The organism is Fictibacillus sp. KU28468 (assembly GCF_026153615.1).
GTDB classification, from domain to species: Bacteria; Bacillota; Bacilli; order Bacillales; family Fictibacillaceae; genus Fictibacillus_C; species Fictibacillus_C marinisediminis.
On the sequence record NZ_CP110666.1, the window covers coordinates 2,871,609 to 2,895,074 of the forward strand.

The window sequence follows — 23,466 nt, forward strand, 5'->3', positions numbered from 1 at the left end:
TTTGGCAAATAACGTATTTTTCTTTTTACAAAACCCTCTATTCCGAATGATTTTAAAATGCAAATTCTTACACGATTGGCATCGGCCTAGAGCTGAACGCCTATCATTCAGATTTGGAAAAAAACCGATTGGGAGAAGGACTTTCCCCAAATTGCTCTATCCGCGAAGGTCACTGTGAATATCGCGGATCACGGGATCCTCTACTAAAAAAACGCGTTCCTAAATCGGAACGCATTTTTTTACGTATTTTCAATTGCTGTCCGGCTGCCATTTCCTTCGGCATTAGCAGGTGTGACAATCAATTTCTTCGTTAATCTTGCTTTGAGTTCCGGCACATGAGAAATGATGCCGACTGACAAAGCGTTTGTATGAAGCTTTTCCAATGCCGTGACGACCGTGTCCAGCAGCTCCTGATCGAGCGTGCCAAACCCTTCATCCAAGAAGAAAAACTCAAGCGGATATTTCCCTCTAAGCTGGATCTGTGTGGACAAGGAAAGCGCCAACGCAAGGGACGTCAGGAACGTTTCACCACCGGATAGCGTTGAAACAGGTCTTTTAACACCGCCGTTCGCATCATCTCGGATGACAAATCCATTATACGAGTCCACTTCAATCGCATACCTGCCGCGGGTTAGCTGGGCAAGACGGTTTGAAGCATCAAGGCTTACTTGAACAAGCTGCTCTTCTGCAACATATTCAACAAAGCTGTTGCCTCTGAAGACGGCTTGCAGTTTACCGAGAGTTTTAAGCTGTTCTTCCACTTCTCTTTTTTCTGTTTCAAGCTCATTGTAGCGGACATGTCTCATTTCCAGGTCCTTATGATACTGTCCTGCTTCTCCCATCTTCTGAATGGAGGTCTGAAGCTCTTCCTTAACACGCTGTAAAGAAGCGGTGATTTCATCCCATTGCTCCTTCGTCAACAATGCTCCATTTAATTCATTTACTATTTTTCGTTTCTCTGATTCCGTCCGTTTGCATTGATCATAATACACATCAATCTCTGACTTCCATGATTTCTGAACCTGTTCAGATGCCATGCATTCTCTTAATTTCTCCAGTGATTCAAACTGCGAAGACTTTCTTTTTTCTTCCCATGCGATAAGACATTCTTCTTTTCTTTGTTCACTTTTTTCTTTTGCATCCAAGGCAGAACGCCATTCTTTATCCTTTGTATGATAATGATCCAAAGCCGCTTTTCTTTGTGCTTCAAGCTGTGTCACTTGTTCCGAAAGACTGCTGAGTTTTTGCTCAGTCTGCTGAAGATAAGCCTCCGCATCCTGTCCGCCCGTAATTCGTTCTGACTTTTCACTTAATCGCGTGTATTCCTGAAGCAGACTGCTATGCTCAATTTCAAGCTTAGTAATGCTGCGGTCGATATCGATGCTCTGTTTTCGACAATCCTCGATAATTTTTTCTTTTTCTTCAATAAAAGGCACTGCTTTTAGAAGACCTTCTTCTATCTTCTCCCGCTGGGCATCCAGCGACCGTACCCGTTCTTTTTCTTCTTTTACCTGGCCGGGAGGAAGGTCTGGAAAACGCTCTTTCCAACCGGTCTGCTGCTGCTTCAGTGCAGACTCCAGCTCAACAAGCTTCTCCCTGCGTTCCTCTGCTTCATTCTGTAAATTATCAAGCTGTGCATTTACCTTATGTTCAACGGAAGATAATTCATGGAACTCAGAGCGGATCCTTTTCGTTTCATCTTCGATCTGAAGGATGTCCTGTCGCAATCCTTTGACACTCACCTTTGTATCCTGCAGCTGCTGATTTAGATCTGAAAGGGAATGAAGAGATATCTGCTTTTCTGATGGAGAAGAAATCAGGCCCGCTGCAGCTTCAGATTTCTCTAGAAATTGATGGAGATCTTCGGACATCCGTTCCATGCTGTTTTTCATCAATAGAATTTCATTTTTCAATTCTGCTGAATCCCTTTGTATCACTTTCATCTGCCGGATCTGTCCGGCTGCCTCTTCGTCAGGTTTAAAATGCTCCATTGGATGAGGATGGTCCAGTGATCCGCAAACCAAGCATGGCTCACCGTCCATTAACTGTTCAGAAAGTTTTGCCGCCAGGACTTTCGCCTGGTCCAGCTCTCTTTTAGACACGAGCTGCTCTTCCATTTCCTCGGCCGTATGAGTCATCAGTTCTTGACCATACTGAAGATCGGACAGCTCATTATAAAGTGCAAGAATGCGGTTTCCTGTTTGCTGAATCTTGTTTTCAAGCTGTTTTTTCTTTTCGTTCAGCCGCTCCGATTCGGCTTCGTTTGTACCCAGGAGTTTAATGGTTTTATCAAAGGCTGCATTTGCTTCCCTGAACTGTTTGGCTGTATAGTCCATTTCCAAAGCATACTCAGCTGCACGGTTAATCCTCTCTCTGTCTGCGGAAGAAACATTTGTTGCTTTTAACTGCATTTGCAGTTCATTCTGCCGGTTAATGGCTTTATGCAATAATTCTTCTGCCGCTTTCTGCTGGCTGTGGACCGAACGCTGCTGTTGCTTCTGTTCTGTTAGAATTTGCTTTTTTTCTTGTGCGCTCTTCTTTTTCAAACGCGCTTCTTTTTCCATTTCTATGGCTGTAAGAAGCTGTTCTTTCCTTGCGATCAGAAGCGGTTCTTGGTTCTCTTTTTCTTTTTTTGCTTCTTCATACCTATGATCCGTATCATCCGTCCGTTCTTTCGCCTGATAGGTCTGAACGCGCAGTTCTTCTTCTCTTTTTATATAATAAGCCCATTCTTCCTCGGCCTTTTCAGCGGCATCACCATAGGGCATCAACAGATCTGCAGTCCTTGCGTTCTGCAATTTTTGTTCAAAGACTTGAATCCTGCCGGCATTTGTTTGAAGCCGTGCTTCTTCCTCTTCCAAAGCTTTCAGCTGTACCTGTGCTTGCCAGATCTGTCTATTTTTTTCGTAGCTTTGTTCTTGTGCATCTGTCTCTTTCCTCTTTAAAGTTACCTCTTGCTGAGCTTGATTCCAGGCCATCTCAGCATCCTTGAGGGCTTCCTTGGAGGCATCGCCAAGACCCGCCTGCTCTGCAGACAGATGATCCCTGACCCCTTTTGCCTCTTCCACACGTTTCTTTAATTTCTGGTTTAAACTGTCTCCGTACTTTTCAAGCTGAAACAGCCGCTGAAGCATCTGTCTCCGTTCTGCTCCCTTTAACGATAAAAACTCAGCAAATTTTCCTTGGGGCAGGACAACCGCACGCGTGAAATCTTCAATGGTAAGTCCAAGAAGCTGCTGCACCTGCTGTGTTACATCCCGTTCTTTATCAGCATGGACCACCCAGCTATCATTCTCTTTTTCGAGCAGCCTGCATGTGCTGGTGCGAATCGTGTGCTCTCCGGTCCGCTTATAGTTCCGTTCAATTTTATACCGTGAAGGAGCTGATCCTCCACCAAGCTCAAATGTAAACGATACAGAAAGTGTGTCCTCGGCATGGTTCAGTATGCCCTGTGTGCCGCCAGCTGCCCGTTCTACTTTTCCATACAGCGCAAGGGTAATGGCATCAAGAATGCTGGATTTGCCGCTGCCGGTTGGGCCGAAGATTCCGAAGACCCCTCCCCCGCACAGCGTATCAAAATCGATGCTCTGTTTTTCGCGAAAGCTTTGCAAACCTGCCACCTGCAATAAGATCGGCCTCATTCTGCAGCACTCCTTTCCTCTTCTTCATCTGAAATCAGCTCGAGAAAAAGGGACATCACCTTTTCATCCGGAATACCGCCGCCTGTCTGACGTTCGTAAAATTTACTGAACAGCTCGTCGATGGGCAGCTTCTTCTGTACAGCCATTTCCTGTGAAGTGCTGTTTTCAAAAATGGGTTTGATATGAATAATGCCTTTATGGGCTTTTCTGATGAATTGTATATCTTCCATCGCGATGCTGTCCTGCACAGAGATAGAGAGATCCACCCAGGCACTGCTGTTCAGCCCTTCCTCCAGCCAGCGGTAAACCTCTGCTACTCCTTTTGCCTGATAGACGACCAGCGGCTTTCCGCATGTCAGCGGAATCTCTTTTATCTCAGCAGCTTTACCTGGTTCAACATCAACAATAGTGACGGATTTCGTGTGGCCTGCTTCCGAAAAACTGTAACTGAGCGGCGAACCGGAATACCGCGCGGCCGTTTTGGCCCTCTTGACGTTCTGGGGCCGATGGAGATGGCCAAGAGCTACGTATTGTGCAGCTTCCGGCAGTGTTTCAGCCGCGACTGTATAAGCTCCCCCTATATGTACTGGCCGTTCTGAGTCACTCTCGTTGCTGCCTGCAACATATAAGTGGCTCATCGCGATATTGACGCATTCAGGTGAAAAATGGCCCGACATCATTTGAAAATATTTTCCGACCCAGCTATCGTACTCATTTCGTAACTGCAGTTCTTCTCCGGAATCAGAAAGCATTTCTCTTAATCTTGATTCTGAGGGGTAAGGCAAAGCACAGACATTCAATTTCTCCTGTGTGCGCTTAATGCCATATGAATACATTTCCGTCCCAGGCAGCCCGACAAGTGTTATGCCTAGATTTCCTGCAAGGGGTGAGGAAGCGGAAAGACGGTCAGGATGGTCATGATTTCCCGCAATGGCGATCACATGCCGTTTTCCTTTATCGCTCAGCCGTGCCATCGTATCATAAAACATCTGTTCCGCTGCAGCCGGCGGGTTGACTGTATCAAACACATCACCCGCCATGATCACTGCATCTACTTTTTCTTCCTCTGCGATGCTGACCAGTTCATCGAGAAACTGCTGCTGTTCTTCCAGTCTGCTGCGCCCTTCCAGTGTTCTTCCTAAATGCCAATCTGCCGTGTGAAGCAGCCTCATTCTGCTCCCTCCTTTTCTTTCTTTTGCCACTCTATTTCACTTGCAATAAATGGCCTCCGTCAAAGAAATACAAATAACTCGCTTTAACTGGCTTCTTTAAGATCCGCTCTATCGCTTTTCCATATAGCTCCAGCTGCACACGATACCGTTCAAGCAATATCTGCTTCGCTCCATCAAATCCTCCGGCAAAGCGGTTGCTGATGGTATCCGACTTATAATCTATCAAAATAAACCCATCTTCTTCAGCAATCATACAATCGATAACACCTTGTACAAGAATAGTTTCCTTGGCTGTACCCTGCCATGTCAACGCGGCTTCCTCCACGGGGAGCGCCATGCTGAACGGCATCTCTCTTATGATGTTTGGTGCCTGGCTTACCCTTTTTCCAATGTCGGTTTCAAAGAATCTGGAAATGGCGCCAAAGTCAATATGAGCAGCCTGTTCGTCTGTTAAAAGTTCCTTGTTCACCATTTTTGCAAGCAGCTCTTTAATCTGTTCGGGTTCAGCCTGCAAGGACAGATCAATATGCTGCATAACAGCATGCATAGCCGTTCCCCGTTCTGCCGCTGTCAGCGTTTTTTCCTGCATAAACCTTGGCCTGCTCGCATTTGCCGACGAAAAGCCGCCAGCCAACGGACGATCGCTGTACTCATCGAGGAACTGATACTGTTTTTTAATTTCGGTGACCGACTGCTTCGATAAAGTCGCCGTCGATAGTTTGTAGCCATATTCCCAGTTCAGACGCCGTTCTGCTTCTTCTTTTTCTTCAGAACCGAGATCGACAGACTTGTATTCTTTAATAGCTGATAGAATTTCTTCCTGAAGAATTTTTCTGCCTTCGTGTTCTTCTTCATAATCCGCAGCATCAAAGATATCGATCCGCCACTTCGCCGGGTCAATATACGTTTCGCCTCTTCCCTGTTCTGCACTTTGCAAATGGTTTCTCAGATCGCCGCTGTCTTTGTGTCTGATTACCGCACGGCCAATCCAGTCCAAATAGCTTTTTGCCTGTGAGCGGTCATAGTCCGGGAGAAGCCATTCTTCGCTTCCCAGTGCTTCTCCCCATTGATTGACGGACTTCTCCAGATCGTTAAGTGTCCCCAGCAGATAAAGCTTTTCTTTCGCCCGTGTTAAGGCGACATACAATACCCTCATCTCTTCTGCCAGCAGCTCCATTTTCTTTCTGCGCTGAATCGCTAGCTGCGGAAGCGTAGGATAGGCCACCCTGAATCTCGGATTAATATACCGTGTGCCAAGCCCGAGTTCTTTATGCAGAAGAACGCTCTCCTTCAGGTCCATCGTATTAAACTGTTTATTTAACCCCGCTGCAAAAACAACCGGGAATTCCAGACCCTTACTCTTATGAATCGTCATTACCCGCACGACATCTTCCTGTTCTCCAAGTGCACGGGCCGCACCCAGGTCCTTCCCGCGGTCCTGCATCCGTTCGATAAATCGAAGAAATCGGAAGAGCCCGCGGAACGATGTTTTTTCGTATTGCCTTGCCCGGTCGTATAGCGCACGAAGGTTAGCCTGCCGCTGTTTGCCACCAGGAAGGCCCCCTACGAAATCAAAATAGCCCGTTTCCCGGTAGATTCTCCAAATTAATTCTGCGAGAGAACCTTGTCTCGCGGTTTCACGCCACTGACCGAGCTTCTTCGTAAAGTGCTGCAGCCGGCTGATGATGTTTTCATCTTCTCCGGTGGCGATGTATTCTGTCACTGCGTCAAAATAGGTGCCTTTTTTATCTGCCAGCCGGACAGCGGCCATTTCATCCCCGGTGAACCCTACAATTGGAGAACGCAGTACAGAAGCGATCGGGATATCCTGCAGCGGGTTATCAACGACTTTTAACAGGGAAAGCATAATGTTGACTTCCACAGCTTCGAAATACCCGCTAGAAAGCTCCGCGTAAGAAGGGATGCCCTGGCGCTTGAACTCTTCCAGGATGATGGGAGCCCAGGAGCTCGTTGCACGGAGCAGAATAACGATATCTTTATATTTTACCGGCCTCATGTTTCCTGTTGTCTTATCAAGAACCTGATAAGAGGCATTACTCTCTGTGCCGATCAGCTGTTTAATTTTCTCTGCCATTACCCTTGCTTCAAGCAGTACTGTTTCACTGTCCGATTTCTCGCTTTCACCGGTCGCCTCACCCTCTTCATCAAGTACAGGGGAACTTTTATTGATGAGCAGAAGTTCTGCTTCCACTTTTGCGGTTTCCGGATAATAATTTGCGCCAAAAGAAAGTTCAGCTTCCTTGCTGTATGCGATTTCGCCAACAGACTCATTCATGATCTGCTTAAAAATATAGTTAGCAGCATCAAGTACTTCCGAACGGCTCCTGAAGTTTTTTGCCAGGTCGATCCGCAGTCCGTTTCCTCCATCACCCTGCTTGGAAAATTGCTTGTATTTCGATAAGAAAAGTCCTGGTTCAGCCAAGCGGAAACGATAAATGCTCTGCTTCACATCCCCGACCATAAACAGGTTCCCTTGTTCTCCTTTTCCTTTGCTGACCAGCCTGACAATGGTTTCCTGCACGAGGTTCGTGTCCTGATACTCGTCAACCAGAACCTCTACAAAACGGTTTCTGTATTCAAGCGCTGCAGAAGAAGGTACTGGGTTCTCAACTGTTGAAGAAGGCGCGCTCAAGATCTCCAGACAAAAATGTTCAAGATCCCCAAAATCAAGCAACCCCTTTTCCTGCTTTTCTTTTAAAAAACGGCGGCCAAACTCTTGAACCAGTTCTGCAAGATATTTTACAACCGGGGCCATCTCCTGCAAGTGAATCACATACGACTCCGGTGGCCTGCTGAACAGATCTTCTTTTATTTGAGAGACTTTCTTTTTTACCTGGTCCCGCATCTTCTTTACTTTTTCTTTGAGAACAGGATCTACCTCTTTTCCGCGCACCTGTTTCATCGTTGCAAAAGCACCGGATTGAAACACGTCATAAAGCTCTTGCCAGGATAAGACTGCAGCGGCTTCAAGGCGCTTTACAAAAACCAGATCGTTTTCAATCGTTTCTCCGTATGCGGCAGGTCCTTCAGGAGACCGTGCTGTGTCAAGTGCACGTTCAAGCACGGTTCCTAAGCCTTTCAGCTGCATCGCCACATCTTCCAGCAGCTCTTTCGTCCAAGGCAGATCATCGATTATCGCCACTTCACCAGCATCATACTGAGCCGCCATTTGCTGCAGCCATTGTGCTGGTTCAGGATGGCTTCTTGAAAAATCATAGAGCTTTAGAATAAGGCGCTGCAGTTCAATATCATTCCGATCTGAACTGTATGCATCAACCACATCAAAGAACGCATGGCCCTCTCCCTTGCTGTACTCTTCTTCAAACAGATTTTCCAATACTTCCTGCCTGATTAATTCTGCTTCGGTGTCATCGGCAATCCTAAAGCCCGGATCCAGATCGATCTGATAATAATACTTTCTCAGTACTTCAATACAAAAGGAGTGAAGCGTGGAAATGGAGGCTTTATTCAGCAAACCGAGCTGCCTTCGCAGATGGAGCGAGGCCGGATGCAGAGAAAGCTCTTTTTCAATCGCATCTCCTATCCTTTTTCGCATCTCAGCAGCGGCGGCGTTTGTAAATGTAACGATGAGCATTCTGTCGACATCAGCGATTTCTTTTCTGATCATCGAAATAATCCGCTCAACAAGCACGGCTGTCTTTCCCGATCCTGCTGCAGCAGCAACAAGAATATCCTGCCCTCTCGATTGAATCGCTTGCCACTGGTCATCTGTCCATAAGCTGTCTGCGGGCTTTTCTGCTATTTTAATCATCGCTGCTTCCTCCTTCCTCGTTCATTTTGGCTAATATATTCTCATCACTTTCGTCTTTTAACAGCCTGTATTGATTTTCTTCGAGCGACTGGTCGAACTGGCATACCGAACGATAGGAGCAGAAGGTACATGGCACTTTACTTTTCATTTGATAAGGGGAGATATCTATGACCCCTTCCGTAATGTCTGTGCCGACATCCTTAATGACCTTTCGAACATAATTCGTCATCGTTGAAAACTCTTCCTCGGTTGCTACAGATGAGTGAGTAGGATGAAAACCCTTCGAAGTAATGGAAACAGGTATGATATCTGATTTCTTTTCAAACACCGTATCCATCAATTGCACCGTCTCAGTATCTGCCAGTACCAAGCCTTTCATCTTGAACTTCTTGTAAAGTTCGTGCTGCACCTCTTCAAGCGTCAGCAGCTTTTTGTTTGAAACTAATGGGTTATGGATGTGGAAATACAGAACACCGGCCGGGTGTGCTTCCCTTCCGAGCCATTGTTTGGAGTGGCTGATGACAACATCAAGATACGTAAGCATCTGCAGGGCGATCCCATAATAAACTTCTGAGAGGTTTAACCCTGTCGAGCTTGATTTATAATCAATGATTCTTAACATCAGTCCGTCTGACCCTTCGGCGGAATCCACACGGTCAATTCTTCCGATAATCTCCATGGTTGTGCCGTTTGGCAATTGATATTTAAGCGGCGGAAGGGGCTGCTGTTTGCCGAACCCCAGTTCAAGGCCGATTGGAGCAAAGCCGCTGGCTCGCGCATGCTCGCTTAACATATGGGACGCTCTGCCGACAATATCCTTTAATTTGCTCTTTATATATAAATGGCGTTTCGTACTGAGCAAGATCTGGCTCTGAAGTTTTAATGCGAGGCTTTCCACCATGTCTCCCGCAATGCGGTAACAATCCTTCATGGAAAGATCGCGCCAGCTCATGTGGTTGGAGCCCAGAAAATCATCCATGTTCTTTAGAGCGGCATGAAACAGCTGACCGATATCAGGTGCTTCCAATCTATACAGCTTTCTTTCGTGCAGCTTCAGCCCATAGGAAAGAAACTGTGAAAAAGGACATGACTGGTGCAGTTCCATCCTTGAAACGCTGGCCGTAATCTCATTTCCGTATAACTCTTTCGTTACAGCCGGTGTGAGGTTGTTTTCCTGGTTAAAATAAAATAGACTTCCCAGCACGGTTTCCCCCAGCCATTTCCACCTATCCTGAACGGTAGTCCAATTATAAACATCCCACCAAACCCCTGAGATGGGATAGCCTTTCTTCCATTCACGCAGCTGGGTATTGAGATAGGAAATCGCCTTTTGAGGATGCTGGATATAAGCCAAATCGTTGCCGTTTTCCGGATCGCTTTGAATCAATTCTTCTTTAAGTCCAGGGAACAGTGATTTCACCCTGCCGATCACCATGGAAGGAAGCAGATTCTTCCCCTCCTCATCTGCCAGCGGATAAGAGATATACAGCTTGTCTGTGGCATTCGCCAGTGAAAGATAGATGAGGAATTGTTCATCTAAAAGCTGCCTTCTTGAATCAGGAGCAAGAGGCAGGCCGTTCTTTTCAAGAACATTCCTGTCATCTTCTGAAAGTATTCCTTCCTCCTTCGGCTTTGCCGGCAGAATCCCGTCATTGACCCCCAATATGAAGTGGCATTTTACGCCTGAGTAACGGGAGCGGTCCATCGTTCCGGCGAGCACCTGATCGAGGGCAGGCGGTACAAGGGCAAACTTTAGGCTTTCTAAGCCTGTATCCAGCATTTTGATCCATAGATCAAGCTTGATGCTTTCTTCACCCGTAATCTCTACCATCTCATCAAGAAGCTCTACAACTGCATCCCAGACCTGATCATGTTCTCGTGCAATCCTGAGCTTACCTTCCTGCTGTGCTCTTTGACTGAGACGTTCAAGCTTCATCGGGATGTGCAGACGTTCAAGATAAAGAAACAGCACCTCACAGAACCCCCGGACATTGTCCGCGTTTTTCAAGTCATGTGAAAGTTTGTCCAGCGGAGACGCAACCATATGCCTGACTTCGTTCAGCCGCTCCTGCTTTTCTTTTTCCTCATCTGTCTGGACGAATTCATGTTCTTCCAGCGCCTGAAAACGCTGCACCTTCCACGGCTTCTTCTCTATCCAGCGATATCCCTGAATGCCGTATGCGAGCACATAATTCTCCAGTTCATCCATTTCATGGCGAAGTTCTGCCCATGAAAAATCACTGTCTACAGGATAAAGCAGATCTGTTTTTACAGCACGGAAAACCGATTCGTACCGCCAGTTGCTTGTCACAGCTTCCAGCGACGACCGGATCAATTCAACGAGTGGATGGTGAAGCATCGGTTTCTTCTGATCTAAAAAGACGGGAATTTCATATTCCTCAAAGACCGTTTCAATCAGGTCGTAATAATCATTCATGTTTCGAATGGAGAGGGCGATCTCCCTGTATCGGTAGTTTTCATCACGGACAAGGCGGATGATCTCCCTGGCAGCGGCCTCGATTTCCGTTCTCCGATTAACGGCAGATTGAACAGAAATGCCGTTTGGCGCATCAAATTCCATAGCTGGCCTGCGGTCGAACTGGCTTTCTAAATGAGCCAGAGACGGTGTGCCGCTGAACCTTGGCGTTTTTTCCAGAATAACCGGCTCTCTTTCAAACACACCCTCTTCCTGTGCTATTTTTTTAATGGAGAGAAGTGTATTTTTCGGAGTATAGAACAGATCAAGCTCATGGGGATGTCCAGAACTTTCGTATGAATCAAGAGTCAGGGCAACTGTTACATGATCTGCATGTTTCAGCAGCATCCGAATGACTTCAAGTTCCTGCGGCGTGAACTGGTGAAAACCGTCTATGTAGAATTCAGCCTCTTTTATATACTCTGAATAAGGAATCTTCTCTGCCAGCAGCCTTAAATAATCCTCGGTATCCACGTATTTATGAACCAATGCTTTTTCTAATTCTCCATAGATCAGGGCGAGGTCCGTAAGCTTGTCCTGAAGAACAGTTCCTTTTGCGTCGCTGTTAAATTGCAGCAGCGTCTGAGCGTTCCAGTCGAGCTGCTCGGCATCCACGCAGTATCGCTTGAATTCAGTGATCATATTTTCCATAAGTTCATAGAATCCATTCTGATCTGACGCTTTTTTAAATACCTTTAGATCCTGTTTTTTGTTTTCTATTATTTTTCTGAGCATCATGTTCATTCCGACACTTGTAATATGAAGTCTGGTCATCCCTCCGACATCACCGAGGACTTTCCATGCCATACGGGAAAAACTGAACACCTGGGCACGCATCATTCCTTCGAGGCCAGGTGTCTTTGCCAACTCATATTCGGATTGAAATGTCATCTGATCGGGCACCAAATAGATAATGGGTTTTCCCTCCGGATTTGCAAAAAGAGATTCTCTGATCTCGCTTAAACTGCGGTCACTCTTTCCGCTTCCGGCTCTTCCAAGAATAAAGCGCAAACTCATATCCTCACCTCTGTCAACCTAATAATCTTAAACCTATTATCTCATAAAACAGTATGTAAAAGAATGATAACGACTGCAGAAAAGCCTGCCTTTAACTGGAACAAGGCAGGCACTGATCATTCTATTCATTATTGCTTTATGTTTCTTTTATTCATGTACATTCTTTCATCCGCAAGACGCAGGTAATGATCAATATTGTCAACCGCATCCGCATGAAGGCAAATGGTTCCATAGGCCAGCGAGACCTTTTCATTCCACGAACGCAAATACAGATCAATCTGGCCGGCCAGCTGATAGGCCGTTTGTTCTGTATGGCCGGGAATCAAGAATACAAACTCGTCGCCTCCAAACCGGAAGCCGAGATCCATTTTCAGCTTTTCCGCAAAGAAAGCGATCTGCTGCAGCAGCTCGTCTCCCATATGATGGCCGAACTGGTCATTGATCTCTTTAAAATCATTGATGTCCATCATAATCAGTGACAGTGGATATTGGCCCCTTTTTGCCTTCAGGACCTCTGTTTCCAGGCAATGATAAAAGTAGCGCCTGTTATATAGGTTCGTTAATGGGTCTCTGATGCTCAGCTCTTTCAGATCGGTTACTTGCTTTGAAAAATAACCGCTTAAAACCCCGATCATTAAAGAATTGGCAGCATGTCCCCATCTCTCCAGGAAAAACAGTTTGTTTTCAGCTGTTTCTTCCTTAATCAGGTTCTGAATAACACTGTTGCCCGCCTGCCTCAGACTCTTTGCTAAAAGAGGAAGGAGCTGATGGGGGATTGCCCTTTGCCCGGCAAAATCATATCCCTGCTTGAAACCCCGATCTTCAATTCGTTCCATGCAGGAGTTAAATTCTTCATTATGTATAAAAATGCCTTTTATCAAGGCAGTTAACATCCATTTAAGATGCATCTGGTATTCTGAATCTGTATAGGTCAGAAAGGGAACAAACAGTTCATTCTTTTCCAGATGAAGAAGGTGCCTCTCGATAATGCTGGGAATGGATTCGATATGAAGGTTATAAAGACGGCTTTTGAGGTCGGCAATGTCCGTTTCTGGCATAGGTTGGATCCCTCTATTCAATATAGTATTTAAGAAGCGGCCGGCTTTAGAACAAGATGTATTTGGCCGAACATAACAAAAAAGCCATCTCCCCTGCAGGGAAATCGCTCTTTCCCCTTTGGCAACCCGGCTGCCATAGTTTTTACAAACATTAGGCCCGCGGCTTTGCGTCCCACCTTTTCAGATGGTTTGCTCTGAGACAAAGGTCTCTTTTATTTATCCAATATAGTAATTATATACCATATAACCTATTTTTACCAACATCAAACACGAACCTTAGACCTATTTTTTCGTTTTCCATCTTTTGTACCATCGATAGCCGACTCGTACACCATTCAGCACCGGATAAGGAACTCTAAGAGGGAATCTATAAAAGAACGGCTGATAGATTTTATAATAAGCCTTTCTTAAATCTTTCCATTTATAGCATTCCTCTTTCTTGCAAAAATCTGAAACATCCACAATGATTCCCCGCCCATTAGAAATCATTACATTTTTCCCGTGAACATCCCGGGGAAAAAGGCCGCGGTTTCGAGCATAGCAGAGTGCTTCATCCACGTCACGAATCACGTTTTCGGAAATTTTCACCCCTTTATGCAGGCAATCATAAAGTGTTATTCCTTCGATTCGCTTTAGGATCAAATGGCGTTCTCCATATCCGTAACAGCGTGAATACCCAGGGTGCTCACCCAGCTGCCGGTAAACAGATATCTCTTCAAGCAGGTCTTCATGATTTCTGCCGTAAATCTTAACGACTTGGTCAGGGAAATCAGGATGGACGAAAACGGCAGCATAATTGCCGCAGCCCAGAAGCTCCCACGGTTGAGGAGCAAACAGAACTTCCACAGGATCACCGGGATTCCTGCTAATTATTTTTACTTCTTGTGTTAACTCCTCTGATAACTCCGTATACTTTTTCATGATTCACCTGGCCCGATTCCTAAGTCTCTCGCCGAAAGCTTTGAACAGCTCTGCTATTTGCGCTCTATCATCGTACCAAAAAGAAAATGTTTCATCAGCAATTCTGCTTTATTTCGAAGATGGACGTTCGGGAATCTCATGACTTCCTGATATCCCCGGATAAAAATCTGATATTCTGTGATGTCATCCACTGGCCTTCCATCCGTTACTTTAATTTTACGGGCCATCATTTCTTTTTTTACATCTCTTAATTCAAAACTGATGGCATTCATCACGTTCTCGATGAGGGTGACATACGGCTGCCTTAATTTGAAAGGAGAAACGGCTATCACTTTTAAATCACGGTTAAAGATGGTGAGCAGCATAGGATACATAATATATTTATCTACTAGTATACGATCTCTTTCATCGCCATATAACATTTTTGTTCCTCCCGATCGCCGTTCAACCCGTTTTTCCGGCAACCGACAAAATATTAGACAGCTTAAACGTACGGATTTGTTTTCGAAGACAGCAATAGGCGGTTAACGTTTCTCCTTCACAAGAAACCGGAAAAACGTAACGCTGAGTAAACTGCCCGCCGCCAGACTGATAGATCATCATAAAGGGAGAACGTTCAGACACACAACGCATCAGCAATCGATTCATTTTAGCCACCGCCTTACCATTTATTTATTCATAGTATATGCGAACAAACGTTCTTTATGCAACTAGAAAAATATGCCTACCCTTAGTAAGGATAGGCATAAACCCTAATATTATTACACGCTTTGCAATAATCCTTTCTGTCCCAGTGCCTGATGAAGGCTTCCTGCGATGGAAAATCCCTCAAAGCTAATTCCCAGAGCAACAACGGTCTGAGCAAGTTCTGGCCGCATGCCTGTCAATGTTACCTCCACACCGAGAAGCTTTAAGGATGTAATCACTTGAAAAAGGTTATGGGCGACCATCGTGTCAATGATTGGAACACCTGATAAATCAATATAAAGGTGCTCAATCTGCATCTCCATACATTCATTAAGAGCGATCTCCATGATCAATTTCGAGCGGTGGGTATCAATGGGGCCGACGAGAGGCAGGACCCCGACGGTCTGCGTAAGGCGGACAACAGGAACAGACAGCTCTTCAAGTGCCTCTCTGGCCAAGTCGAGCAGATGATTATTATAGTCGACATAGGCCACACTGAAAGAATAAACCACCTTATCCAATAATGGATCAATAATAGTCACAGCCTTCATGACTGTATGGTTATCGTAATCATTTCTTTCCACTTCTTTTCCAATGAATTCCCAGATGATCGTCCGGTAAAGCCGTGTAGAATCGAGGGCTGTATCAAGGGACAAATTGATTTCTACCGCAATTTCCCCGCTTTTTTTTCCCCATTCTAAAAATCTTTTTTCTGATTGTTCGAGGTTTGAGAATAATGCTTCACCGATGAATTGAAACAGTTCGATGCGCCAATCGATTAAAAGCTGCTTTTGCTGGTCATTCGGCGGATTGATCCCATTCTTTATCCGATTCTGCGTTACGGCCTCAGCAAGTTCCACTTTATGCTGAATAATGCAGTCTCCCAGAGCTCTTAAGTTCTTGTCCATCGTCTACCCCTCATATCGTTTATATTGTCCTATCATCATACACTATAGAAGGCTTACAATAAACGATTTCCTACCTTTGACGACGAGCCTCATCATAAGTGCCTAAATATTCTTTGATCTCTCCTTCATGAACCCAGGCCACACGGTTGAAGAGCTTATTTAAGAAGTACCGGTCATGCGAGACAGCTACGACAGTTCCGTTATATTCTTCCAGAGCATCCTCCAGGACTTCACGTGAATCAATATCCAGATGGTTGGTCGGCTCATCAAGCAGCAGCAGATTAACATCCTGGTGGACGAGCTGTGCAAAGCGAAGGCGGGTATTCTCTCCTCCGCTTAAATCCCTCACCTTCTTGAACACGGATTGTCCATAAAATAAAAACTTGGCAAGCAAATGCCTTGCTGCCCCTTCATCAACAGGAACAGCTTCACGAAAAGCAGACAATACCGTTTCATCCGGGTGACTGTTCAGTCCGGTCTGGGAAAGGTATCCAAGTTTAACGGATCTTCCAATCTCAATAAGACCAGTGACTTCCTGCTCCCCTAAGATCGCTTTTAACAAGGTAGATTTTCCTGTCCCATTGTTGCCTACAATTGCAACCTTTTCACCAAAACGGATAAAAAGATCAACTTGTTTCAGTATTTCCCTGCCAGGATAGCTTGCCGTCACATCCAGCATAGAAAGGACTTCTTTTCCGCTTCGATCCTTCATCTGAAACGAGATTTCTGTCTTTCTGCGGTTAAGTAACGGACGTTTGATTTTCTGCATCCTTTCTATAGCCCGTTCCATGCTGCGGGCCCGTCTGTGAAGATCGCCATTGTCACCCCTGATCGCCCAGTCGCGCAGACGCTTAATGGCCTCCTGCATTTTTTTTATTCTTTTTTGCTGTTCTTGATACTGAGCAAATTCAGCAAGCAGGCGTTTTTCTTTTTCAGCTGAAAAAGCACTGTAATTCCCGTGATAGAGGATCACTTCTCCGTCTTCCAGATCATAAATTTTGTTCACGGTACGGTCCAGGAAATAGCGGTCATGTGAGATGATGACGACAGCCCCCTTGTATTTCAGCAAATAGTCTTCAAGCCATTCCATCGTACTTAAATCAAGATGGTTGGTCGGTTCATCAAGCAAAAGCAGATCCGGCTCCTTCAGAAGCAGGCATCCGAGCCCTGCCTTTGTCTTTTCGCCTCCGCTGATGGAAGAGAATGGCTGGTCTTTTACGGCTTCAAGACCGAGGCCTTTTACGATTCCGTTAATCTTGGATTCGATGGAATACCCCCCCATTTCTTCATATGTCTCCTGCAAACCATATAGCTGATTCAGCCATTTATCCAGCTGTTTTTCGTTTGGAGTCTCACTCATTTTTGCAGTCAGAGCATGTATTTTTTCTTGAATTTCATGAAGTTCAGAAAAGGACTGCATAAACACCTCATAAACCGAGGCATTATCCGATCGGACCGGCACCTGCTCCAAATAGCCTGCCGCCGATCCTTTCTTGAGATGAACACTTCCTTCGTCCGGATGCTCTGTACCTGCAAGCAGTTTAAATAATGTACTTTTTCCGGTTCCGTTACGCCCGATCAGGCCTATCCGGTCTGTGCTATGGATTTCCAGAGATATATTATTAAATACGGTATGTCCTCCGAAGCTTTTTGTGAGTCCGTTCGCGGAACAAATAATCATAGGTAAACACTCCTCAAATTTGGTGGTTACCCATTCTTCAAATAAATTAAAACACAAAAAACCATGGGCAAGCATACCTGCCCATGGTTGATCCGTTGATGAGGAATGGGTATGGAAAACTTACTGATGCACTAATGTTGTATAAATTTGGACAGACTTCTCCCGTTGACAGCTATTACATGTGTAATAGAGCGTACTTCAACCGTCAGCCAATCCACCATACAACGTACACCATTCAGCATTCCTACCCCTCCTTTCATCCAAAAGTATATTTGTTCCAATTATACCATTTTTAAATTTTGTATTGCAATAGGCAGCGCGCCATTTTATGAAGATTCATCCACATGAATAATCGCATCAAATCCTGCTTTAATGGCTTTCCGTGCTGCCTCTTCTGCATTCCCTTTTTGTTTAAAACAGCCAATTTGGACTCGATAGAGCCTGTCATGCTTTTTTTCGTTAACCCGATGCACGCCTTCTCCTTCCCTTTTTATGCTTTCCAATTGATCTTTTACATCCTGAAGAAAATCTTCAAAACTCTTCCCGTTCCTTTTTAACGCGTTCACAGGGTCTTTCCGCCTGCCGGGATCCAGCTGAAAATGTCCTTTAATATGCAGAGTGGGATTCCATTCATAGGTTTGGCACAGCCAGGAAAAAAACCAGACATATCGTTTGTATGCTTCTACCCATGAAATCTTTCCGCCGTAGCACAACTCCACTCCTATAGCCCAGTCGTTCGCATCAGACACCTGTCTTCTGACATGCCAGGCTTTCTCGCGCAGCGGGATGATGATCAGGATGTCCTGATCATCAATAAATACATGAGCAGAAGCGGCTAAATGCCTGCTGTTAAAATAGTTGAAATTTTGCAGGGCAGTGGAGCCTTCATTTCCAGTGTCATGGGCAACCGCGTACCTCGGTATTCTGTTGCCGCCAGGCCTGTGCCTCCACTTTTTATCAATCAGCATAGAAGTGATACTGTAACGATTCCCGACCAAACCTATCCCTCATTTCCTTTTTACCTATAAGTAGGCAAAAAAAAACAAAAGGAGCTGCCTTTACAGACAACTCCTCCGACTTTAATTCGCCGCGAACACCCACACCCAGTAGATGATTCCTGCGAGAAAACCAATTCCAAGCAGCAAAAACCATAATGTACTGTTTTTCATCTTCCAACCTCATTCTTATTTCATTTCCACTTCGAGGGTACCATATCGGAAACGAGAAAAGAAGTTCCAAAACAGGAAACTTTGTGTCAATAACAGATAAATGTTTGAGTAAATGGCCGCCACAGTATACTATATTTAATAGAAGCGTCAATATTGAACTAAACGTAGAATAGGTGAATGATATGAGTGATAAACGCACGGAATCTATTGCAGAGCTCGAAACCAGCTTCCAAACCGTCTTTCGGACTTTCAGGAAAGACATCAATGACCTTTTTTCTGATGACGTCCCCTCCAATGAGTTCGGAGTACTGAATTTGTTAAAAGATAAAGATTTCCTTACTGCATCTGAACTGGCAGCAGAAATGAAGGTGTCTTCAAGCCACATTACCGGAGTAACAGACCGTCTAATAAAAAAAGGTATGATCACAAGAGAACGTTCGGTTACTGACCGAAGAATCGTATACGTTAAAATAACAGAAAAAGGCCATTCTGTTGCAGAAAAACTGGCTTCCATCCGCCGGGGCTATTTCAGAGAAAAGTTCTCCGGTCTCTCTGATGAGGAAATGGAAAGAATGATAGACTATTTAAACCGAATGATTTAGTCTTAGAAAAGGCAAAAACACTTAACCAACAAGTGTTTTTGCCTTTTTCAGTGCAGAAATTTTAAATTCAAATTCTTTTCCGCACCTTTAGAAAGATGAACCTAGGCTTCGAACGCATTGCAGCATTCTTTCTCTCTCTGATTGGGGAGACTGGATTACGTTGCCAAAATAGATGGATCGCTTGACCTCCATTCCGCAAAATTCAAAAATACTATGATCCCGCGCCAGATTCATTGCATAATGCATACCGTTCTTTTCGTAGATCTCAGAAGGCGTTCCAGTCGTGCAGATTGAAACTGCAGATTTTCCTTTTAACTGCGGAATGGGTTCTTCTCCATCCAGTTCATAAGCAAATCCATAGCTGAATACCCTGTCGATATACCCTTTTAGCAACGCAGGCATGCCTCCCCACCAGACCGGATAGATGAGCGTAAGGCAGTCACACCAGGTAAGCAGCTCCTGTTCTTTTTTTATATCAGTGCTGTACATATAAGCCAGGGACTGTTCATATTCCTCCTGTGTCAGAACCGGCTGAAATCCAGAAGAATACAGATTTCTGACAGCCACTGTGTGCCCGCTCCTCTTTAATTCCTCTGTATAAGTCTCCAGCAAAGCCATGTTGAAACTTTCTTTAGCCGGGTGGCAGTACAGTATGACATGATTCATCTAATCTCTCCTTCCTACATTGACACGTATATGACACTTCGATTATTGTTGAAACCAGATAAAGCAGAGTAAAAACCCGCCGAGGGCGGCGGGTTTTGTTTCATATTAGATGAGAAATAAAGATCGACGCAGTCCCAAAATAGACAAGCAATGAAAAAATATCGTTGAGTGTTGTAATCAGCGGCCCTGAAGCGACGGCTGGGTCGACGTTAAAACGATATAAAAGAAGCGGAATCAGCGTTCCTGCAAGGGTTCCAATAATAAGAGTCAAAAACAGCGAGCTTCCAACCACCAATCCCAAAATGGCATTTCCCTGCCAGAAAAAAGCAACGAGTGCGATAAGAATTCCGCAGGTAGTGCCAATGATCAGCCCGACTCCAAATTCACGGAGGATGAGTCGCCAGACGACCTTTTTATCGATGTCATTGGAAACAAGCCCACGGACCACGACAGCGAGTGATTGTGTACCCGTATTTCCGGTCATTCCAGCGATCATCGGCATGAAGAATGCGAGCGATACTACCTTTGACAGCGTATCCTCAAAAGCAGAAATAATACTTCCGGAGATAATGCCGATGAACAGGAGCAAGATCAGCCACGGAAGCCGGCGGTAAGAAGCAACGAAGGCACTGGTGTTAAAATCAATGGATTTTCCCGAAGCTGATAGCTTTTCAATATCCTCATTCGCTTCTTCGATCAAAACATCAAGCACATCGTCTACCGTTACGATTCCAAGCAAAACATCATTATCGTCCACTACCGGAACAGCAATGAAATCGTACTTTTCAATCGTGCGGGCCACTTCCTCCTGGTCCATGTCAGCAGCAACAGAGATGACCCGGGTAAACATGATGTCTTCAATCCGGTCGTTGAGGTCTCCCAGCAGCAGATCACGATAGGAAACGACGCCGGCGAGCTGCTTTTCTTCATTGATGACATACAAATAATAAATATTTTCAGCAAATCCGGCGAACGTCTTCAGTTTATCGACCGCATCGCGAACTGTAAACATCTGCGGGATCCAGACGAACCGATTGGTCATAATCCCGCCGGCGGTGTCGGCAGGATATTGCATGAGTGATTGGACCGTACGGGATTCATCCGCCTTCATGGATGCTAGAAAATCCTGAATCTCTTCAAATGAGAAATTACTTAGCAAGTCCGCCAGGTCATCGTTTTCCATCTCATTCATGATATGGGATGATCGTTCGATTCCTAATTTATGAAGAATCTCGATTTGAAAATGGCTGTCCAGTTCCTGAATGAGAGAAGCAAGCTGCCTTGTTGTCAGGAACGTAAGAAATTTATGCCGGTGTTTCTCCGGCAGTGTCTTATAGACTTCCGCGATGTCGTATGGGTGCAGTTCGTCCATTAATTCCTGGAACTCTTTCTTTCGAAGTTCTTTTAAACTTTTTATAACAAAAAGCAGGATCTGATTTTCCGTCATTTCCTTGAACACGAATGTCACCCCCTTGATATCGTTCTTATTATATAAGAATCTCCAAGAAACTGCGAATGCAACATTGCTTTTCAAAAAACGTGTTCTGCTGTATTGAATCTGTGGGAAAACTTGATGTATAATGAAAGCAACATAAGAAATAAGAGGGCAGCAACTGACGAGAACGTGTGGAATTGACCACAAGGAAGCTGCATTTTTTTAACCTAAAAAGCCGTTCGTCTGGGCAAAGGTAAGGAATCACTGTGTATATTCCTTGCCTTTTTTCTATTCTCAGGAGGTAATTGGATGGAAAACAAGCTAATACTCGATGGCACCCGTGTCGCAGCAGAAATTAAAGAACAGTTAAAAGAAAGAGTTTCGTCATTAACCAGCCAAGGCACCACACCGTGTCTGGCAACTGTTTTAGTAGGAGAAGACCCTTCTTCTGCTACATACGTGAAAATGAAAGGCAACGCTTGTGAAAAGCTAGGGATCCTATCAAAAAGGATTCATCTTTCAGCAGAGATCACCACGGAAGATCTATTAAACACTATCCATGAATTGAATCAGGATGAGAACGTGCATGGCATCCTTCTTCAGCATCCTGTACCTTCCCATATTGATGAAAGAGCCGCGTTTGAAGCGATCGACATTGAAAAGGATGTGGATGGCGTAACGAGCTGGGGATTTGGACAGACTTCGTTTGGATTTGGCAGCTATCCATCCTGTACGCCTGCAGCCATTATGGCCATTATGGATTACTATGACATTTCGATTGAAGGCAAGCACGCTGTCGTTGTTGGCAGGAGCCCTATACTGGGCAAGCCGGTTTCCATGCTGCTCCTTAACCGAAACGCTACCGTAACCACCTGCCATTCCTACACTCAAAATTTGAATGAGATCGTAAAACAGGCCGATATTGTCGTAGCGGCCGTCGGAAAGCCTAAGTTCATCCAAGGAGATTGGATCAAGCAAGGGGCCGTTGTCATGGACGCCGGCTATAATCCGGGCAACATTGGCGATGCTGATTACGAAGAATGCGAGAAAAATGCCGGAGCCATCACCCCTGTTCCAGGCGGTGTCGGTCCAGTCACTATCGCGATGCTGCTGAAACATACAGTGGATGCAGCTGAGAAAAAAATGGAGAATAAGTAAAATAGAAAAAACTGATCCGTGAATTTTCGCGGATCCGTTTTTTTGTGGACTCCTTAGAGCCGCCAAGTTGACCATAAAGGTGTTTTGGCGGGTATTTTCTCCGTTTCGGCGGGTAAATGCTCTATTTTCGCGGGTATTTTCATCTTAAACAAAGCAATAGCTGAGTGTATGCTTTTCAGGCATACAACAATATGAAATCTCCCGTATCAGGTGGACATATTCACTTACTGAAGTTTCATAAGATAAAAAAACACGAAGAACCGGTGATTTTCCAGCCGGTTCCTCGTGTTTTTTTCTTTTTATTTACATTTCATATTATTGAGCCGTCAGAACGAGCGGACCTTCTTTTGTTATGGCAATCGTATGCTCATATTGAGTGGATAGCGAGCCATCAAACGTACGGGCGGTCCATCCGTCATTATCTATTTTCACATAGCGTTTGCCTGTGTTCAGCATCGGCTCGATCGTAAGGACCATTCCTTCTTTTAAGAGCGGGCCTGTTCCTTTTATACCGGCGTGCGGCACTTGAGGATCCTCATGCATCACCCGTCCGATCCCATGTCCGATAAACTCGCGGACGACTGAAAGCCCTTCTCCTTCTGCATACTGCTGGATGGCATGAGAGATGTCTCCGATCCGGTTGCCAATCACAGCTTTTTCAATGCCGAGATAAAGTGATTTTTCGGTGGCCTCCATCAGATGGCGCGCTTTTTCAGATACTTCCCCTACTGTATACGACCATGCGGAATCAGCAAGCCAGCCGTTTAATTTCACGACCATGTCAATCGTCACGATGTCTCCTGATTTCAGTTTCTTTTTGTTCGGAAAGCCGTGGCAGATGACATCGTTCACCGAAGCACAAGTGGCAAAGGGATATCCCTGATAACCTTTTTGTTCAGGAGTTGCTCCGTGTTCTTTAAGAAACCTCTCCACAAAAGCATCAATTTCAAGTGTTGAAATACCCGGCTTGATGAGTTTCTTGATTTCTTTGTGGCAATTCGCCAGCAGCTGTCCGGCTTTGTGCATTTGTTCAATATCTTTTTTTGACTTATAAGTAATCATGAGTATCCTTTCCCATCCTG

16 protein-coding genes and 2 riboswitches are annotated in these 23,466 nt (G+C 45.1%); of the genes, 2 read left to right on the forward strand and 14 right to left on the reverse strand.

Features of this window, described 5'->3' with window-relative positions:
* Positions 1-239 precede the first annotated feature (239 nt).
* The 11 genes from OKX00_RS14890 to OKX00_RS14940 all read right to left on the reverse strand — a co-directional run bounded on the left by OKX00_RS14890 (position 240) and on the right by OKX00_RS14940 (position 18,352).
* Positions 240-3,641: an AAA family ATPase gene (locus OKX00_RS14890; protein WP_265407854.1), complete on the reverse strand. Its 3,402-nt coding sequence runs from the start codon at positions 3,639-3,641 to the stop codon at positions 240-242.
* Positions 3,638-4,813: a metallophosphoesterase family protein gene (locus OKX00_RS14895; RefSeq protein ID WP_265407855.1), complete on the reverse strand. Its 1,176-nt coding sequence runs from the start codon at positions 4,811-4,813 to the stop codon at positions 3,638-3,640. Before OKX00_RS14895 ends, OKX00_RS14890 begins: the two co-directional genes overlap by 4 nt.
* A gap of 31 nt (positions 4,814-4,844) precedes the next feature.
* Positions 4,845-8,606: a helicase-exonuclease AddAB subunit AddA gene (addA, locus tag OKX00_RS14900; protein WP_265407856.1), complete on the reverse strand. Its 3,762-nt coding sequence runs from the start codon at positions 8,604-8,606 to the stop codon at positions 4,845-4,847.
* Positions 8,599-12,099: a helicase-exonuclease AddAB subunit AddB gene (gene addB, locus OKX00_RS14905; RefSeq protein ID WP_265407857.1), complete on the reverse strand. Its 3,501-nt coding sequence runs from the start codon at positions 12,097-12,099 to the stop codon at positions 8,599-8,601. Before addB ends, addA begins: the two co-directional genes overlap by 8 nt.
* Positions 12,100-12,227: 128 nt before the next feature.
* Positions 12,228-13,157 (reverse strand): GGDEF domain-containing protein, encoded by a 930-nt coding sequence (locus OKX00_RS14910; RefSeq protein ID WP_265407858.1) that lies wholly within the window; start codon positions 13,155-13,157, stop codon positions 12,228-12,230.
* Between the two features lie 117 nt (positions 13,158-13,274).
* A riboswitch (cyclic di-GMP riboswitch) is annotated at positions 13,275-13,361 on the reverse strand.
* A 78-nt stretch (positions 13,362-13,439) separates the two neighbouring features.
* Complete coding sequence (locus OKX00_RS14915) at positions 13,440-14,078, reverse strand: serine/threonine-protein kinase (protein WP_062231270.1); 639 nt, start codon at positions 14,076-14,078, stop codon at positions 13,440-13,442.
* A 53-nt stretch (positions 14,079-14,131) separates the two neighbouring features.
* Entirely contained in the window at positions 14,132-14,500 is a 369-nt protein-coding gene (locus tag OKX00_RS14920) for a YhjD family protein (RefSeq protein WP_053354828.1), read from the reverse strand.
* Between the two features lie 22 nt (positions 14,501-14,522).
* On the reverse strand, positions 14,523-14,726 hold the full coding sequence (locus tag OKX00_RS14925) for a WYL domain-containing protein (RefSeq protein ID WP_053354829.1): 204 nt from the start codon (positions 14,724-14,726) through the stop codon (positions 14,523-14,525).
* 113 nt (positions 14,727-14,839) lie between these two features.
* On the reverse strand, positions 14,840-15,673 hold the full coding sequence (locus OKX00_RS14930; RefSeq protein ID WP_265407859.1) for an STAS domain-containing protein: 834 nt from the start codon (positions 15,671-15,673) through the stop codon (positions 14,840-14,842).
* A 70-nt stretch (positions 15,674-15,743) separates the two neighbouring features.
* A complete protein-coding gene (gene abc-f / locus OKX00_RS14935) occupies positions 15,744-17,354 on the reverse strand; it encodes a ribosomal protection-like ABC-F family protein (RefSeq protein WP_231689130.1) in 1,611 nt (536 codons plus the stop codon).
* Positions 17,355-17,680: 326 nt separating this feature from the next.
* Positions 17,681-18,352 carry an N-acetylmuramoyl-L-alanine amidase gene (locus OKX00_RS14940; protein ID WP_265407860.1) on the reverse strand — a complete coding sequence of 224 codons (672 nt, stop codon included), beginning with the start codon at positions 18,350-18,352 and terminating at the stop codon, positions 17,681-17,683.
* Positions 18,353-18,705: 353 nt separating this feature from the next.
* On the opposite strand from OKX00_RS14940, the gene OKX00_RS14945 reads away from it, so the two are divergent.
* Positions 18,706-19,125 (forward strand): MarR family winged helix-turn-helix transcriptional regulator, encoded by a 420-nt coding sequence (locus OKX00_RS14945; protein ID WP_062231261.1) that lies wholly within the window; start codon positions 18,706-18,708, stop codon positions 19,123-19,125.
* 87 nt (positions 19,126-19,212) lie between these two features.
* On the opposite strand, the gene OKX00_RS14950 is transcribed toward OKX00_RS14945, so the two are convergent.
* On the reverse strand, positions 19,213-19,791 hold the full coding sequence (locus tag OKX00_RS14950; RefSeq protein WP_265407861.1) for an NAD(P)H-dependent oxidoreductase: 579 nt from the start codon (positions 19,789-19,791) through the stop codon (positions 19,213-19,215).
* A 100-nt stretch (positions 19,792-19,891) separates the two neighbouring features.
* Complete coding sequence (gene mgtE, locus OKX00_RS14955) at positions 19,892-21,250, reverse strand: magnesium transporter (RefSeq protein WP_265407862.1); 1,359 nt, start codon at positions 21,248-21,250, stop codon at positions 19,892-19,894.
* A 140-nt stretch (positions 21,251-21,390) separates the two neighbouring features.
* Positions 21,391-21,482: riboswitch (ZMP/ZTP riboswitch) on the forward strand.
* 53 nt (positions 21,483-21,535) lie between these two features.
* Between mgtE and OKX00_RS14960 the strand changes: the two genes are divergently transcribed.
* The gene (locus OKX00_RS14960; protein ID WP_265407863.1) at positions 21,536-22,384 is read left to right on the forward strand and encodes a bifunctional 5,10-methylenetetrahydrofolate dehydrogenase/5,10-methenyltetrahydrofolate cyclohydrolase; all 849 of its coding nucleotides are present in this window, start codon (positions 21,536-21,538) and stop codon (positions 22,382-22,384) included.
* A gap of 315 nt (positions 22,385-22,699) precedes the next feature.
* Here the strand turns inward: OKX00_RS14960 and map are convergent, their stop codons facing one another.
* Positions 22,700-23,446 (reverse strand): type I methionyl aminopeptidase, encoded by a 747-nt coding sequence (gene map / locus OKX00_RS14965; RefSeq protein WP_265407864.1) that lies wholly within the window; start codon positions 23,444-23,446, stop codon positions 22,700-22,702.
* Between the last annotated feature and the right edge of the window lie 20 nt (positions 23,447-23,466).

Coding starts and splice junctions, on each gene's coding strand:
- OKX00_RS14890 (WP_265407854.1), bottom strand. CDS start 3,641: ATGAGGCCGATCTTATTGCAGGTGGCAGGTTTGCAAAGCTTTCGCGAA.
- OKX00_RS14895 (WP_265407855.1), bottom strand. CDS start 4,813: ATGAGGCTGCTTCACACGGCAGATTGGCATTTAGGAAGAACACTGGAA.
- addA (WP_265407856.1), bottom strand. CDS start 8,606: ATGATTAAAATAGCAGAAAAGCCCGCAGACAGCTTATGGACAGATGAC.
- addB (WP_265407857.1), bottom strand. CDS start 12,099: ATGAGTTTGCGCTTTATTCTTGGAAGAGCCGGAAGCGGAAAGAGTGAC.
- OKX00_RS14910 (WP_265407858.1), bottom strand. CDS start 13,157: ATGCCAGAAACGGACATTGCCGACCTCAAAAGCCGTCTTTATAACCTT.
- OKX00_RS14915 (WP_062231270.1), bottom strand. CDS start 14,078: ATGAAAAAGTATACGGAGTTATCAGAGGAGTTAACACAAGAAGTAAAA.
- OKX00_RS14920 (WP_053354828.1), bottom strand. CDS start 14,500: ATGTTATATGGCGATGAAAGAGATCGTATACTAGTAGATAAATATATT.
- OKX00_RS14925 (WP_053354829.1), bottom strand. CDS start 14,726: ATGAATCGATTGCTGATGCGTTGTGTGTCTGAACGTTCTCCCTTTATG.
- OKX00_RS14930 (WP_265407859.1), bottom strand. CDS start 15,673: ATGGACAAGAACTTAAGAGCTCTGGGAGACTGCATTATTCAGCATAAA.
- abc-f (WP_231689130.1), bottom strand. CDS start 17,354: ATGATTATTTGTTCCGCGAACGGACTCACAAAAAGCTTCGGAGGACAT.
- OKX00_RS14945 (WP_062231261.1), top strand. CDS start 18,706: ATGAGTGATAAACGCACGGAATCTATTGCAGAGCTCGAAACCAGCTTC.
- OKX00_RS14950 (WP_265407861.1), bottom strand. CDS start 19,791: ATGAATCATGTCATACTGTACTGCCACCCGGCTAAAGAAAGTTTCAAC.
- OKX00_RS14960 (WP_265407863.1), top strand. CDS start 21,536: ATGGAAAACAAGCTAATACTCGATGGCACCCGTGTCGCAGCAGAAATT.
- map (WP_265407864.1), bottom strand. CDS start 23,446: ATGATTACTTATAAGTCAAAAAAAGATATTGAACAAATGCACAAAGCC.